A 14,756-nucleotide genomic window follows, 5' to 3' on the forward strand; every position below is an offset into this window, starting at 1 on the left:
CTAACAGAAATATTTAAGGAATGTTTGGTTCCAAGTTGCGGAATTTCTATACAACCATCACAAATTTTAATTGCATCTTGTGAAACACCGTAAACTTCATTTCCAAAAACTAAAGCGTATTTTTTGTTTTTTATTGGCTCAAATGTATTCAAAAAAAATGCATTTTCTACTTGTTCTACTGCATAAACTACTACTTGTTCTTTTTTTAGATGTTCTATAACTTCTAAAACATTTTTGTTGTGTTCCCAAGTTACAGTTTCAGTTGCTCCAAGAGCAGTTTTATGAATTTCTTTGTTTGGTGGAGTTGCAGTTATACCGCACAAGTAGATTTTTTCAATAAGAAATGCATCGGATGTTCTAAATACAGAACCTATGTTGTGTAAACTTCTAATGTCGTCAAGAATAATTATAATTGGGGTTTTCACTGCTTGTTTAAAACCATCAATCGATTTTCTGTCAAGTTCACTGTTTTCTAATTTTCGCATTGAGTTGTATTTAAAAAAAAAGCTTCCCAAAGAGGAAGCTTGATTAGATAGTATAAAAAAATATTAGCTTTTAGTTTCAGTTGCTGGTGTTGCAGCTGGAGCATCTGGTAATACGTTTCCTTTAATAGTAATAATTTTTGTTGATTTTCCTGTTGGTACTGGAGCACCGCCTGGAGTTGTTGATGGAGTAGTCATTGGTGTAACGTTAGATCCAACTGCGTTAGAAGTTACTGTTACAGTTTTAGTAAATGGACCAACTCTATCAGTTGCATATTTTACTCCAATTACTCCTTTTTCTCCTGCCTGAATTGGTTTTTCTGGTTTAGAAGGTACCGTACATCCACAAGAACCTTGTGTGCTGTCAATAATTAATGGAACATTACCATTGTTTGTAAATACAAATTCTCTTTTTCCGTCTGCATTGTGAGGAATATTACCATAATCTATGGTTTCATTCTCAAAAACCATTCCTGCACCTTCAATAGATGGTGTTTTCAAAGTTTCAACTTTAGTTTTCTTTGTTTTTTTAGCTTTCGTTTGAGCATTTGTAGCAGTAAGACCAAAAACTGATAATACAACTATCAATAATATTTTTTTCATTTTTTTAGATTTTTAAAAAATTAATTAAGCAAATTTAAATAAAAAAAACATCATCCTTCACAATGAATCTTAAATTTTTATTAAATGAAATGTTAATGCTATACTTTAATTTTAAATAATTAAATTCGTAAACTTATTTTAAATCATATAATCACTTGTCATCAAAAGAAAAAAGCAGTAAAGAAACGCCTCTAATGAAGCAATACAACGAGATTAAAAGGAAATATCCTGATGCTTGTTTATTGTTTAGAGTAGGTGATTTTTATGAAACATTTGGAGACGATGCTGTTCGTGCTTCCAAAATATTAGGTATTACTTTAACTAAAAGAGGTGCAGGAAGTGAAACAGAAACCGCACTTGCAGGATTTCCACATCATTCTATAAATACCTATTTGCCAAAGTTGGTGAAAGCCGGACTTCGGGTTGCAATATGCGACCAATTGGAAGATCCCAAAATGACCAAAACAATTGTTAAAAGAGGTGTGACCGAATTGGTAACGCCTGGTGTTTCTATGAACGATGAGGTTTTAAGTTCTAAATCCAATAATTTTTTGGCTTCTATTTATTTTGGTAAAAAGCAACTTGGTGTTTCCTTTTTAGATGTTTCAACAGGTGAGTTTCTAACCGCTCAAGGAAATGAGGAATATATTGATAAGTTGCTTCAAAATTTTAGTCCGAGTGAAATTTTAATTCAAAAAAATAATAGAAACCAATTTAAGGAAGTGTTTGGAGAAGATTTTAATACTTTTTATCTTGAAGAATGGGTGTATCAAGAAGATTATGCTTTTGAAACTTTAACCAATCATTTTCAAACCAATTCATTAAAAGGATTTGGAATAGAAGAACTACAAGAAGGAATCATTTCATCGGGTGCAATTTTATATTATTTATCAGAAACACAGCACAATAGAGTACAACATATAACAAGTATTCAACGTATTGCAGAAGACGCTTACGTTTGGATGGATCGATTTACCATCCGGAATTTAGAATTATACCACAGTTATAACCCAAATGCAGTTACGCTATTGGATGTTATCGATAAAACACTTTCGCCAATGGGTGGAAGATTGCTAAAACGTTGGTTGGCATTGCCATTGAAAGATGCAACTAAGGTTAGAAGTCGTCATGAAGTGGTTACTTATTTGAAGGAAAATCAAGAAATTCTTCAGAAGATTCAATATCAAATTAAACAAATTTCAGATTTGGAACGTTTAATTTCAAAAATTGCAACAGGTAAAGTTTCTCCACGAGAAGTGATTTATTTGAAAGAATCCTTAGATGCTATTATTCCAATTAAAACTTTGGCTTTAGAAAGTAAGCAAGAAGCAGTTCGTGTTATTGGAGATAGTTTTCACAGTTGCGATTTGCTTCGCGAAAAAATAAAAACCACCTTAAATCAAGATGCACCAGTTGCTATTTCTAAAGGTAATGCCATTGCAACAGGAATTCATGCCGAGTTGGACGAATTAAGGTCTATTGCTTTTTCAGGAAAAGAATTTTTAGAAGGAATCGAAAAAAGAGAATCTGAGTTGACCGGAATTTCATCCTTAAAAATCTCCTTTAATAATGTTTTCGGATATTACATCGAAGTAAGAAATACGCACAAAGATAAAGTTCCTGCCGAATGGATTAGAAAGCAAACCTTGGTAAATGCCGAACGATATATTACTGAAGAATTAAAAGAATATGAAACTAAAATTCTTGGTGCCGAAGAAAAAATTCATCAAATTGAAGGACAATTATTTGAGCAATTAGTCAGTTGGATTGCAACTTATATTAAACCTGTTCAATTAAATGCTAATTTGGTAGCCCAACTAGATTGTTTGACATCATTCACGCAATTGGCAATAGAAAATAATTATGTTTGCCCAATAATTGATGATACTTTCGAGTTGGAAATCACCAATGGTCGCCATCCAGTTATAGAAAAACAATTGCCAGTTGGAGTTCCTTATATTGCCAATGATGTTTATTTGGATAGAGAAACACAACAATTAATTATGATAACTGGGCCAAATATGTCTGGTAAATCGGCAATTTTGCGTCAAACCGCTTTGATAGTTCTTCTTGCTCAAATGGGAAGTTTTGTTCCGGCAGAAGCAGTTAGAATGGGAATTATTGATAAAATATTTACTAGAGTAGGAGCGAGCGATAATATTTCGATGGGTGAATCTACTTTTATGGTCGAAATGAATGAAACAGCTTCCATCTTGAATAATATTTCCGATAGAAGTTTAGTGCTTTTAGATGAAATTGGTCGAGGAACAAGTACTTATGATGGAATTTCGATAGCTTGGGCAATTGCTGAATTCTTGCACGAAAATCCTGCGCGACCAAAAACGCTTTTTGCAACGCATTATCATGAATTGAATGAGATGAGCGAGATGTTGCCTCGAATTCAGAATTATAATGTTTCTGTAAAAGAGTTAAAAGATACCGTGTTGTTCATTAGAAAATTAGTAAAAGGCGGAAGCGCTCATAGTTTTGGAATTCATGTGGCAAAAATGGCCGGAATGCCTCAAATAGTAATTCAAAAAGCACAAAAATTACTAAAGAAATTGGAAAAAAATCATTCAGGAGATGCTTTACATGGTATAAAATCGGCAAAAGATGACATGCAGTTAAGTATTTTTAATTTAGACGATCCTTTATTGGAAGAAATTAAAGAAGAAATTCTTGGTTTAGACATCAATACATTGACTCCAGTTGAAGCATTAATGAAACTAAACGAAATAAAACGAATGTTGCAAAAAAAGTAAAGAATAGGTTTTCAGTACATTATGTTTTTATTGGTATTTTTTTGTAAAAAACGTTTGTATAATTCAATTTAAGTGTTACATTTGCATCCGCAATACAGAACAAGTGTTGTCGTTCTTACAAAATTTGATAATGCGAAAATAGCTCAGTTGGTAGAGCGCGACCTTGCCAAGGTCGAGGTCGCGGGTTCGAATCCCGTTTTTCGCTCTTTACTATACTGGTTTTATTTTTTTAATAAAATTATGTTTTTCGGATAGTGCTGTATTTAATTAATTTTTTTCTAAAAATTAAAAAGTATACTACTAAAAGAAAAATCGCTCGGATGGTGAAATTGGTAGACACGCTGGACTTAAAATCCAGTGAACAGTAATGTTCGTGCGGGTTCAAGTCCCGCTCTGAGTACAAGAAAGCTTCAAACTAATGTTTGGAGCTTTTTTTATTTAAAACAATTTTAAATTTAATAAAACCTTTATGGGAACTTTTGTAATCACAAAAAGACAGAATGGATATTACAAGTATGAGTTTACCTCAAGAAAAGGAAAAACGATTTTAATTAGTAACGATTTTGAGTTGCGATTTGAATGCGAAGAGAATATTGAATATTTCAAAAATGCCATTGAAGATATTTTTTTTATGAAATTCAAATCTAAAAATGGCAAGCTATACTTTAAAATAATAATCAAAGAGAAAGAAATAGCCGTTAGTAGAAAGTACACTACGCAATTATTAATGCAAAAAGGAATTGATGAAATAATAAGGTCGATTCACAAATCAGAAATATTAGATTTTTCAAGTCAGGATCTTGTTTTTCCTCCAGCAGAAGATATATTTGGTTCTCTATAGAAATTTATAGACATAAAAAAAGCTCTGCATTTGCAGAGCTTTGATTTTTTAAACTAGAACTTAGCTCTAATTATTTTTTAGCTGGAGCTTCAGTTTTAGCAGCTTCAGTAGTAGCTGGAGCTTCAGTTTTAGCAGCAGTTGTATCAGCTGGTACAGCAGTTGTATCAGCAACAGGAGCTACAGTTGTGTCAGCAACAACAGCAGTTGTGTCAGCAGCAGGAGCTTCAGCGTTTTCTGATTGTTTACAAGATACTACAGTTAATGCAGCGATTACAGCTAAACTTAAAAATACTTTTTTCATCTTAATTTAATATAAAAGGTTAATTATTAATTCGGAGCAAAGATATAAATTTTTTTAAACGGAAAAACTTTTATTTAACTTTTTTTTAAAATTCTAACTTTGAATTCCGATTTAATACTTTACAAATTCCGTGCCAAAGTTAAATATTTGCTAAAATTATTTTTTATTAGCTGGTTGTATGATTTTCAGTTCGTTAATGATATTTTGAGCTCCAGCAAACTTATCAATGATGAATAAAACATATCGTGCGTCGACCATAATGTTTCTACAAATGTCTGGCGAGTAGTAAACATCACTCATTGTTCCTTCCCAAACTCTATCAAAATTCAAGCCAATTAAGTTTCCTTTTGCGTCCAACGCTGGACTTCCAGAGTTTCCTCCAGTAGTATGATTTGTAGCTATGAAACAAACTGGCATTTTACCATTTACACCATATTTACCATAATCTTTGGTGTTGTACAAGTCAATTAGTTTCTTTGGAACATCAAATTCATAATCACCAGGAACATATTTTTCCATAACACCATCTAATGTAGTAAATGGTTCGTAGTAAACGGCATCATTTGGTTTGTAACCTTTTATTTTTCCGTAAGTCACACGCAATGTGCTGTTGGCATCTGGGAAAATTCGAGCCGATTTTGGTGAAAGTTCCAAAATAGCTTTCATGTAAGTTCTTTGTAAAGCTATATTCTTCAAATTCAACTCATCATATTTTGGAGTTACATTTTTAGCATAAGCATCAGCCATTGATTTTATCAATTGATATCCTTTGTCAGCGTTCAATTTTTCAATTACAGCTTTAGAGTCACCTTCTAATAATGATCTAAAATTTTCTAGTGAAGTTAACTTTGAATTTGAAAATATATCAGAAGTTAATTTACTTGCATCAATGTTATTCAATGTTTCTGGTAAAAATTGCTTTGGTGATTTTGTTGCATATAAGTTTATTAATTGCTCAAATACATTTCTATCTACATCTACATTATAATCTTTGTAAAAATCATCAATTCCTTTAGAAAGTGTATTTTTTCTGTCTGTAAATGATTGTTCACCTTTAGTATTCAAAATCTGTTCTAGTTGATACAATTTATATCCAACAGAAAGAATTTCGGTATTTCTTAAAGCAACTTCAGTAAAATAATCTCTAGCCAAAGCATAGTCTTTAATCGCAGTATAATTTTTTTCGAAATCAGAAAGTAAGTTGCCATATTCGGCTTGTTTTCCTGCTTTTACAACCTTTTCTTGAAAGTCTTTTTCAAATTTTTGTTTGGCTGCAACTGCATTGGCTTTTTTCAAACCTTTAGTTTCGCCCATCCATTTTTTCCAGTAATTAGCAACGCTTGCATATTTTGAAGCATACTGAATTTTAATAGCTTGATCTTTTCTCATAAAACGATCTTGCACTTTTAAAGCTGCATCACGAACCTCAATTTTTGCCGGATTTAATGTACTTACAATTTGGTCAACTGCAACCGATGGTAAATATTCAGTAGTTCGTCCAGGATAACCCAAAACCATTGTAAAATCATTTTCTTTCAAACCTGCAATAGAGATTGGGAAGAAATGTTTTGGTTTGTAAGGAACATTTTCAGCGGAATATGCTGCCGGACGATTGTTTTTGTCGGCATAAATTCTGAATAAAGAAAAATCTCCTGTGTGACGAGGCCAAACCCAATTGTCGGTATCCGAACCAAATTTTCCAATAGAACTTGGTGGCGCACCAACAAAACGAATGTCTTTGAAGGTTTCGGTTACAAATAATAGGTATTGATTTCCGTCGTAAAAAGTTCTGATTTTATTTTCTTGCCATGATTCTTTTGGTAAAGAATTGCTTAAAGAAGTACTATTTTCTTGAATTTTCTTTTGCTTGTCTGCTTCAGATGTTAGCGTTGCAACTCCTTCAAGAACTTTGGTTGTAACGTCTTCAATGCGAACTACAAACATCACAACCATATTAGGATTGGTCAATTCATCTTCCATTTTGTAAGCCCAAAAACCATCGCGAAGGTAATCGTGCTCTACAGTTGAATGGTTTTGGATAGCGTCAAATCCGCAGTGGTGATTGGTTAAAAGCAATCCTTTGTCAGAAATCATTTCGGCTGTACAACCGCCATCAAATTGCGGAACGGCGTCTTTCATGCTAGAATGATTTACTGAATAAATTTCTTCGGCAGAAACTTTCATTCCAAGGTTTTTCATTTCGGTTTCGTTCATTCCTTTTAACAAGGATGGAATCCACATGCCGCCTTGTTGCGCTTGGGTTTGAATGACGAATAATACTAGTAGTAATTTAATGAATTTCATATTTTAGAATAGTTTGTGTTTTAATAATTTGCGATTGTGAACTTCGAAATCGTTTGCAAGATACAATTTTTGTGCATTTTCATTATGATTTTCAACTTCCAGATAAAGCAATTTAACATTTAATAGTTTAGCTTGTTCTTTAATAAATTGAATTGTTTGTTTGCCAATTCCTTTTCCTCGTGCGATTTCTTTAATGTATAATTCGTCGAGAAAGGCAATTTTTCCACCATATTCAAAACTGAAAACGAAGGTTAGAATTACATACCCTACAATTTCAGAATCATCATAAATTAACCATGATTTTCCAAGACTTTCATCCGAAATAAATTCCAGAAATAGTTTTTTAGAAACTTCAAGATCTATTGGATAATTGTCGATTGCATAGAAATCTTGCATCATTTGGGTGATGGTTTCTATTTGCGAAGTTTCTAATGTTTTGAAATTTATCATTTTTTATATAAAGTTTGTCATTTCGACGCAGGAGAAATCACATAATCTTAATAACTTAATGCGATTTCTCCTGCGTCGAAATGACAAAATTATGTAATGTGATTCAGAATAATCGTTGTTGCACCTTTATTCATTTGAACGAAAGTCGAACAAATATGTCCTTTTTCATGGCGAACATCTTCATTAAATAGTAAATTATCAAAGGCTTCGTTCAGTTCCTTTTGATTGGAAATAGAAACGCAACCTTCTTGATGAACCAAAGCAATTGCTTCTGCAAAATGGGAATAATTCGGGCCAATTAGTATTGGAATTCCAAAAGTAGCCGGTTCCAAAATATTATGAACGCCAGGATTTCCAAATCCACCACCAGCGTAGGCAATGTCGGCGTAGGAATAAATTTTTGTCAGAATTCCGATGGTGTCGATAATGAAAACCTGAATTTCTTTCAAATCCTGATTTTCTTTTTCAGAAAATAAAATCATTGATTTTGTAATCTGTGATTTCAAATTTGCAATTTGTTCCGATTTGATATTATGTGGTGCAATTATGAATTTAATTTCGTCCGATGAAGTATTAATGTAATTCACCAATAAATTTTCGTCTTTTGGCCACGAACTTCCTATGACGATTGTAGTTTTGTTGTCTTTAAATTGTTCGATAAAATCTAACGAATTGTCTCGTTCTAAAATTGAAACAACGCGGTCAAAACGTGTATCTCCAGAAATCTTTACATTATTAAAACCAATGCTTTGAAGCAATTTTTTGGAACTTTCATTTTGTACAAAAAAGTAATCGAATGTTTTTAATGCATTTCTATAAAATCCGCCATACCATTTAAAAAAGGCTTGCTTTTCTCTGAAAATTCCTGAAATTAAGTAGGTTTTAATTTGAAGTTTTTTCAATTCATTTAAATAATTTGGCCAGTATTCATATTTTATGAAGAAAACCAGTTCTGGATGAACAAGTTTTAAAAACATTTTTGCTTTGCTTTTTGTGTCTAATGGAAGATAAACGGTGACATCAGCAAAAGTATTATTTTTTCTTACTTCATAACCTGATGGCGAAAAGAAACTGACAACAATTTTATGATTTGGATAGTGAATTTTTATTTTTTCTATAACCGGTAAACCTTGTTCGTACTCGCCTAATGATGCTGCGTGAAACCAAATTGTTTTTTCATTTGGATTGAGTTTACTTTGTAAAATGGAGAAAACTTCTTTTCTTCCGTCAACGAAAAGTTTCATTTTTGGACTGAAAAGCGCCAGCAGTTTTATAACTTGTGAAGCCAGGATTATAATTAAATTGTATAGAAAAAGCATTAAGGAAATTTTTTGTAAATATCTTTTCGATGAAGGAATGTTAAAAATTTAATTTTATCTTCAATTAGTTCTACCCCAATTCTGTAATCCCCAATTTTTATTCGATAGTAAACTTTGTGACCAGCCAATTTTTTTAAATTCGATATGTCTTTAATTTTATTTGATTGAATTACATTTTCAATAGCTTCCTGAATTTTTTTAAGTAAATCATCATTTTTTAAGTTTTCTAGAATTTTAATGAAATTTTTAGTAAAATCTACTTCCATTTGTTTAAAACTTTTTGAACTTCCTCATAACTTACACTCGGAGAATTTCTACATTCATCCATAATTTTTCCAAGATTTTGCTCTACTTTCAATTCATATTCTGGAGAGTTTTCATCTATTTCAGTTTCAGTAGAATTTATTTTTTGTACTTCAACACCAATTTTTTTGGCAAGAGTCACCAATAAGTTCATGTCTTTTTTAGAATTGCTTTTAAATAGTACCGTTTCCATTTTTATTTTATTTAATACAAATATAATAAATATGTTTCTAACATTTAATTCTTATTTTTGCGTATAAATTTTTTAGAATGAAAAAACTACAAATGGTTGACTTGAAAGGTCAATATGAAAAAATAAAAGACGAAGTTAACGCGTCTATTCAGGAAGTTTTAGATACAAATACTTACATAAACGGACCTTTGGTTCATCAATTTCAAGCCGATTTAGAGCACTATTTAGACGTAAAACACGTGATTCCATGTGCTAACGGTACCGATGCGTTGCAAATTGCCATGATGGGATTGGATTTAAAGCCTGGTGATGAGGTAATTACTGCCGATTTTACGTTTGCCGCAACTGTTGAAGTGATTGCTTTGTTGCAATTAACTCCAGTTTTGGTGGATGTTGATATGAATAATATGAACATTTCGCTTGACGGAATTCGTAAAGCAATTACACCAAAAACTAAGGCGATTGTTCCGGTACATTTGTTTGGTCGTGCTGCCAATATGGACGCGATTATGGAAATTGCAAACGAACATAATTTATATGTAATTGAAGACAATGCGCAAGCAATTGGTGCAGACTATAAATCGAATGACGGTTCTAAAAAGAAAGTTGGAACCATTGGACATGTTGGTGCGACGTCGTTTTTTCCTTCTAAAAACTTAGGTTGTTATGGCGATGGTGGAGCAATTTTTACTAACGATGATGCATTAGCTCACAAGTTACGCGGAATTGTAAATCACGGAATGTACGAACGTTACCATCATGATGTAGTTGGCGTAAATTCACGTTTGGATAGTATTCAAGCTGGAGTTTTGAAAGCTAAATTACCACTTTTATATACTTATAATAAAGCACGACAAGATGCGGCTAGAAAATATTCGGTTGCATTGAGTGTTAATAAAAATGTTTGGGCGCCGTTTATTTGTGATACTTGCGATTGTCATGTTTTTCATCAATATGTTATTAGAATTATAAATGGAAAACGTGACGGATTGTTAGCACATTTACAAGAAAAAGGAATTCCGTGTGCAATTTATTATCCAATTCCGTTGCACAGTCAAAAGGCGTATGCTGATTCTCGTTACAAAGAAGAAGATTTTCCAGTGACTAATCAATTGTGCAAAGAAGTAATTGCGTTACCAATGCACACCGAATTGGATGATGAGCAAATTAAATTTATAACGGATAGCGTTTTAGAATATTTAGGAGATAATAGATAATAGACAAAGAGATAAAAGACGAATTAGTTTAAGATAGAAAAGTCTATTATCTATTCGTCTTTTATCTATAATCCAAAAGAAAATGAAAATAGTAGTAACAGGAGGTTTAGGTTTTATAGGTTCGCACACGGTTGTTGAATTACAAAATGAAGGTTTTGAAGTGGTGGCCATTGACAATTTATCAAATTCATCGGAAAGTGTTTTGGATGGAATTTTTAATATTACTGGCAAAAAACCAATTTTTGAAAAAATGGATTTGCGTGATAAAGCGTCGGTTCAAAATTTCTTTAAAAAGCACAATGATGTTGCTGGAGTAATTCATTTTGCTGCCTCAAAAGCTGTTGGTGAAAGTGTTGAAAATCCGTTGTTATATTATGAAAATAATATTAATGCTTTGGTTTATGTGCTTCAAGAGTTGAAGGAATTGCCAAGTGCAAATTTCATTTTTAGTTCTTCTTGTACGGTTTACGGTCAAGCCGAAGTTATGCCGATTACCGAAAATGCTTCTATTCAACCAGCAGCTTCGCCTTATGGAAACACGAAACAAATTGGTGAAGAAATCATTACAGATGTTGCTAAAGTAACCAATATAAATTCGATTTTATTGCGCTATTTTAATCCGATTGGATCGCATCCGAGTACTGAAATTGGCGAATTACCGCTTGGTGTTCCTCAAAATTTAGTGCCGTTTATTACCCAAACAGGTATTGGATTGCGTGAAAAATTATCAGTTTATGGTGATGATTATCCTACACCAGACGGAACTGCTGTTCGTGATTATATTCACGTAGTAGATTTGGCGAAAGCCCATGTAATTGCAATGAAACGATTGTTGAACAAACTAAATTTAGATAAAGTGGAAACCTTCAATCTTGGAACAGGAACAGGAAGTTCAGTTCTTGAAGTGATTACAGCATTTGAAAAAGTTTCTGGACAAAAATTAAATTATCAAATAGTTGGTCGTAGAGAAGGTGATATTACTTCAGCTTATGCCAATACTGATAAGGCAAACAATGTTTTGGGTTGGAAAGCACAATCTAGTTTGGAAGATAGTTTGGCAAGTGCTTGGAAATGGGAACAAAAGATTAGAAGTTAGACATAATCTTACACAAAATAAGAAATCCTCACAAAACTACTTTGCGAGGATTTTTTTTAGATTACTTTTTAGCAGCTTCTTTCATCTTGTCTGCTGCTTCATCCATTTTTTTGGCACCTTTTTCTAGAGCTTCTCCAGTTTTGGCTTGAGCGGTATCTATTGCAGTATCTACTTTTTCAGAAATAGTATCTACTTTTTGCTCAATTTCTGTTCCAACAGCTTCACCAGCGTCTTCAACTTTTTCTTTTGTTTTGTCTTGGCACGAAACCATTGCAATAGCCATAAATGCTACTGCTAAAATTGTTTTTTTCATTTTTTTAAAGATTTAATTAATAACATTTTTACTAATACAAATTGAATGCCAATTTTTTTTCGTTATTGAATTTTTAATAGCAAATTTGGATTTGGACAATTTTCTGAATAGAATTTCAATTTATTTTCATTGCAAACTCCCGGATAATCACCAGTTTTATTTTCAATATCTATAATAATTTGAAAATGTAAATGTGGTGCGTAATCTCCGTTTGTTGGTGGCGAACCTAATGTAGCGATGGTTTCTCCTTTTTTGACTTCGGTTCCAATTTGTTTATCGGTTAAACTATCCAAACTTAAATGTCCATAAAGAGTATAAAATTTTATTTCATCCAATTGATGTTCCATTATAATTGTTGGACCATAATCGCCAAGAGCAGTATTGTTTTGAAAACTATGAATTGTTCCGTCTAATGCTGCTAAAACAGATGTTCCAGCTTTTATCCATAAATCCAAACCAATGTGAATGTTGCGTTCTTCAGAATTTTCAGCATTGAAAACCGTACTTCTTTTGTACAAATTTCTAATTTCTTGATAACCACCAAAAGCTACTTTTGCGCTGTTTTTAGTGAGATATTCTTCAATATAATTTTCAAATGCTAGAGCATCCGTGATATTCAATTTAGATAACTCTTTGTTGGATACCGATAAATCTATAGCAATATAATAGGAGTAATCGATGGAAGAATCTATGACTTTTACGTCTTTTAAATTTTCAAATAGTGATTTTATTTTATTCATAGTTGTGTCGTTTATAAAACCAATTCTAAATATAATTTATCAAAAGTAGCTTCTAAATTTATACTGAAACCAGAATGTGGTCGTGACGTTTGAATACTCGAACTTTTAACAGCCGTCAACCATCGAAAGCGTTCGGCAATTTCGAACGTTGCAATTGGTCCGCCTTCCTTTTTGCCTGAGCAAATTTTAGAAAACGAATCTAAGTTAATTTTTAATTGTTCGATATCAAATTCGATATCAAATAATTGAATTTTTTCTATTGGAATATGGTGTTGAATTCGTAAATATTTTTGACGTTTACAGAACATCATCAAACCAATATTTATAAATTCTTCGCGCTCTACTTTGGGTACAACACGAAGTACAGCGTAATCATATAAGTGTTGTTCGTGCATCTTGAGCTTGTTTTAAAAATATAGTGGCATTTGCCAATCTAATAGATAAAAATTGAAAATAAACTTCTTTAATTTCTTCTGGAGTAATTGCGCCATTTTCCCATTGCAACCAATCTTCTGGAATTTGATTTACAATTTCTTTCAGAATGGTATCGTTTAATTTTGATGTGAATTCGGTATTTATTTCTTCAAGTTTAGTTGCTTTTGGTAACAAAACATGATCTTTTATAAGTGCAAAAGGCGAAACTGCATTGGCTTTCCAATTGTCCCAAGAATGGTGAAAATAAAAAGCTGCGCCGTGATCAATTAGCCACAATTCTTTTCTCCAAATTAGTAAATTGGTATTTCTAAATGTTCGGTCAACATTGGTAATGAAAGCGTCTAGCCAAACAATTTTAGAAGCCAAAACTTCGTCGCAATCATTAGTTGCTGCGTCATAAGTTATTGCGCCAGAAAGATAATGCAAACCCAAATTCAATCCTTGACTAAATTGCAGTAAATCCTGAATTTCTTCATCGGCTTCTGTTCTTCCAAATGCTTCATCAAGGTTGGCAAAAACTAATTCTGGAACTGGCAATCCAAGATATCTAGCAATTTGACCGCCAAGAAATTCGGCAATCAACGCTTTTACACCATGACCAGCACCACGAAATTTTAAAACATATTTAAAATCATCATCAGCTTCTGCCAAAGCAGGAAGTGATCCACCTTCGCGAAGTGGCGAGATGTATCGGGTTACGTTTACAGTTCGTAATTCTAAATTCATAAAACAAATATAACTAAAAAACTCCGACGGTTTTTTTAGTGTTTACTATTTATTACCTGTTCTACCATATAGTTTTCGTATTTCTTGCAAAGGTTTTTCCATACAATCATTTAAAGTTAAGTAATGAATTGATTTTTTTCTTTTCCCTTGCTTATACTCACTTAATAATTTTTTCCAAACACTTGGATAAAAAACCGCTAACGATAGAAATATTAAACACGGAAATGTTCGATTGCCGTTTCCAACTAAATATGCTTGCATCCTTATTTCGTCTTGCATAGTCATTTGATATTCTAATATTATATGTTTTAAATCATGATTTTCAAATTTTGGAATAAGTCGATAACCCTTTTCATCTAGCATTTCTGCTAATTCTCGTCCCACAGTTTCATGTTCAAGATTTCTTAATATTGATAATTTAGGGTCTAAAGTTGTTTTGCCATAAATCTTTTCTAATGCCCAAATTATCCAACCAGTTGCTTTTAGAGTATTTAAATGTTTAATATGTAGTAATATATTTAAATTCATAAAACAAAATTGTTGTAACAAAGATAACTAAAAAAACTCCGATGGAATTGGACATGCCCCAAAAAGTTAGACACTATTTGGGGCATTTTTTATGGAAAGAAAAGTTAAATATGATTATGCATTTAAAGAAGATTGCATAAAAT

The 14,756-nt window shown here is 32.3% G+C and carries 17 protein-coding genes and 2 tRNA genes; 6 read left to right on the top strand and 13 right to left on the bottom strand.

Translation table 11 applies throughout. From position 1 onward, the window contains the following. Together ACH2CG_RS05195 and ACH2CG_RS05200 are read right to left on the bottom strand one after the other, a co-directional pair. Positions 1 to 485 (bottom strand): RNA methyltransferase (locus ACH2CG_RS05195; protein ID WP_395062898.1); only part of this gene is annotated, 485 nt, incomplete at its 3' end. Positions 486 to 548: 63 nt separating this feature from the next. Then, positions 549 to 1,085: a DUF1573 domain-containing protein gene (locus tag ACH2CG_RS05200; protein WP_395062900.1), complete on the bottom strand. Its 537-nt coding sequence runs from the start codon at positions 1,083 to 1,085 to the stop codon at positions 549 to 551. Between the two features lie 155 nt (positions 1,086 to 1,240). Here ACH2CG_RS05200 and mutS point away from each other — a divergent pair, with 155 nt between their 5' ends. The 4 genes from mutS to ACH2CG_RS05220 all read left to right on the top strand — a co-directional run bounded on the left by mutS (position 1,241) and on the right by ACH2CG_RS05220 (position 4,688). Next, positions 1,241 to 3,847 carry a DNA mismatch repair protein MutS gene (mutS, locus tag ACH2CG_RS05205; protein WP_395062902.1) on the top strand — a complete coding sequence of 869 codons (2,607 nt, stop codon included), beginning with the start codon at positions 1,241 to 1,243 and terminating at the stop codon, positions 3,845 to 3,847. A gap of 132 nt (positions 3,848 to 3,979) precedes the next feature. Next, positions 3,980 to 4,052, top strand: a tRNA-Gly gene (locus ACH2CG_RS05210). Between the two features lie 109 nt (positions 4,053 to 4,161). Beyond that, a tRNA-Leu gene (locus ACH2CG_RS05215) sits at positions 4,162 to 4,247 on the top strand. Between the two features lie 69 nt (positions 4,248 to 4,316). Then, positions 4,317 to 4,688: a DUF1508 domain-containing protein gene (locus tag ACH2CG_RS05220; RefSeq protein ID WP_395062904.1), complete on the top strand. Its 372-nt coding sequence runs from the start codon at positions 4,317 to 4,319 to the stop codon at positions 4,686 to 4,688. Between the two features lie 70 nt (positions 4,689 to 4,758). On the opposite strand, the gene ACH2CG_RS05225 is transcribed toward ACH2CG_RS05220, so the two are convergent. The 6 genes from ACH2CG_RS05225 to ACH2CG_RS05250 form a co-directional block, all read right to left on the bottom strand. Next, entirely contained in the window at positions 4,759 to 4,989 is a 231-nt protein-coding gene (locus tag ACH2CG_RS05225; RefSeq protein WP_395062906.1) for a hypothetical protein, read from the bottom strand. A 156-nt stretch (positions 4,990 to 5,145) separates the two neighbouring features. Next, positions 5,146 to 7,293 (bottom strand): S46 family peptidase, encoded by a 2,148-nt coding sequence (locus tag ACH2CG_RS05230; RefSeq protein WP_395062908.1) that lies wholly within the window; start codon positions 7,291 to 7,293, stop codon positions 5,146 to 5,148. Between the two features lie 3 nt (positions 7,294 to 7,296). Next, positions 7,297 to 7,743 (bottom strand): GNAT family N-acetyltransferase, encoded by a 447-nt coding sequence (locus tag ACH2CG_RS05235; RefSeq protein WP_395062910.1) that lies wholly within the window; start codon positions 7,741 to 7,743, stop codon positions 7,297 to 7,299. An 89-nt stretch (positions 7,744 to 7,832) separates the two neighbouring features. Next, entirely contained in the window at positions 7,833 to 9,062 is a 1,230-nt protein-coding gene (locus ACH2CG_RS05240; protein ID WP_395062912.1) for a 3-deoxy-D-manno-octulosonic acid transferase, read from the bottom strand. After that, positions 9,062 to 9,328, bottom strand: coding sequence for a type II toxin-antitoxin system RelE/ParE family toxin (locus ACH2CG_RS05245; RefSeq protein ID WP_395062914.1), 267 nt, complete (start codon positions 9,326 to 9,328; stop codon positions 9,062 to 9,064). The genes ACH2CG_RS05240 and ACH2CG_RS05245 overlap by 1 nt, the downstream gene beginning before the upstream one ends. Then, the gene (locus tag ACH2CG_RS05250; protein WP_395062916.1) at positions 9,319 to 9,558 is read right to left on the bottom strand and encodes a hypothetical protein; all 240 of its coding nucleotides are present in this window, start codon (positions 9,556 to 9,558) and stop codon (positions 9,319 to 9,321) included. The genes ACH2CG_RS05245 and ACH2CG_RS05250 overlap by 10 nt, the downstream gene beginning before the upstream one ends. Positions 9,559 to 9,635: 77 nt before the next feature. On the opposite strand from ACH2CG_RS05250, the gene ACH2CG_RS05255 reads away from it, so the two are divergent. Together ACH2CG_RS05255 and galE are read left to right on the top strand one after the other, a co-directional pair. Continuing rightward, complete coding sequence (locus ACH2CG_RS05255; protein WP_395062918.1) at positions 9,636 to 10,775, top strand: DegT/DnrJ/EryC1/StrS family aminotransferase; 1,140 nt, start codon at positions 9,636 to 9,638, stop codon at positions 10,773 to 10,775. Positions 10,776 to 10,857: 82 nt separating this feature from the next. After that, positions 10,858 to 11,871: a UDP-glucose 4-epimerase GalE gene (galE, locus tag ACH2CG_RS05260; RefSeq protein WP_395062920.1), complete on the top strand. Its 1,014-nt coding sequence runs from the start codon at positions 10,858 to 10,860 to the stop codon at positions 11,869 to 11,871. Positions 11,872 to 11,932: 61 nt separating this feature from the next. On the opposite strand, the gene ACH2CG_RS05265 is transcribed toward galE, so the two are convergent. From ACH2CG_RS05265 to ACH2CG_RS05285, 5 genes are all read right to left on the bottom strand, one after another. Then, entirely contained in the window at positions 11,933 to 12,184 is a 252-nt protein-coding gene (locus ACH2CG_RS05265) for a hypothetical protein (RefSeq protein WP_395062922.1), read from the bottom strand. A 62-nt stretch (positions 12,185 to 12,246) separates the two neighbouring features. Further along, a complete protein-coding gene (locus tag ACH2CG_RS05270) occupies positions 12,247 to 12,924 on the bottom strand; it encodes a peptidoglycan DD-metalloendopeptidase family protein (protein WP_395062924.1) in 678 nt (225 codons plus the stop codon). Positions 12,925 to 12,935: 11 nt separating this feature from the next. After that, positions 12,936 to 13,319 carry a DUF3037 domain-containing protein gene (locus ACH2CG_RS05275; RefSeq protein ID WP_395062926.1) on the bottom strand — a complete coding sequence of 128 codons (384 nt, stop codon included), beginning with the start codon at positions 13,317 to 13,319 and terminating at the stop codon, positions 12,936 to 12,938. Next, the gene (locus ACH2CG_RS05280; protein WP_395062928.1) at positions 13,297 to 14,085 is read right to left on the bottom strand and encodes a HipA family kinase; all 789 of its coding nucleotides are present in this window, start codon (positions 14,083 to 14,085) and stop codon (positions 13,297 to 13,299) included. The genes ACH2CG_RS05275 and ACH2CG_RS05280 overlap by 23 nt, the downstream gene beginning before the upstream one ends. 45 nt (positions 14,086 to 14,130) lie before the next feature. After that, positions 14,131 to 14,613: a hypothetical protein gene (locus tag ACH2CG_RS05285; RefSeq protein ID WP_395062930.1), complete on the bottom strand. Its 483-nt coding sequence runs from the start codon at positions 14,611 to 14,613 to the stop codon at positions 14,131 to 14,133. Positions 14,614 to 14,756 lie beyond the last annotated feature (143 nt).

The organism is Flavobacterium sp., assembly GCF_043778725.1.
Lineage (GTDB): Bacteria > Bacteroidota > Bacteroidia > Flavobacteriales > Flavobacteriaceae > Flavobacterium.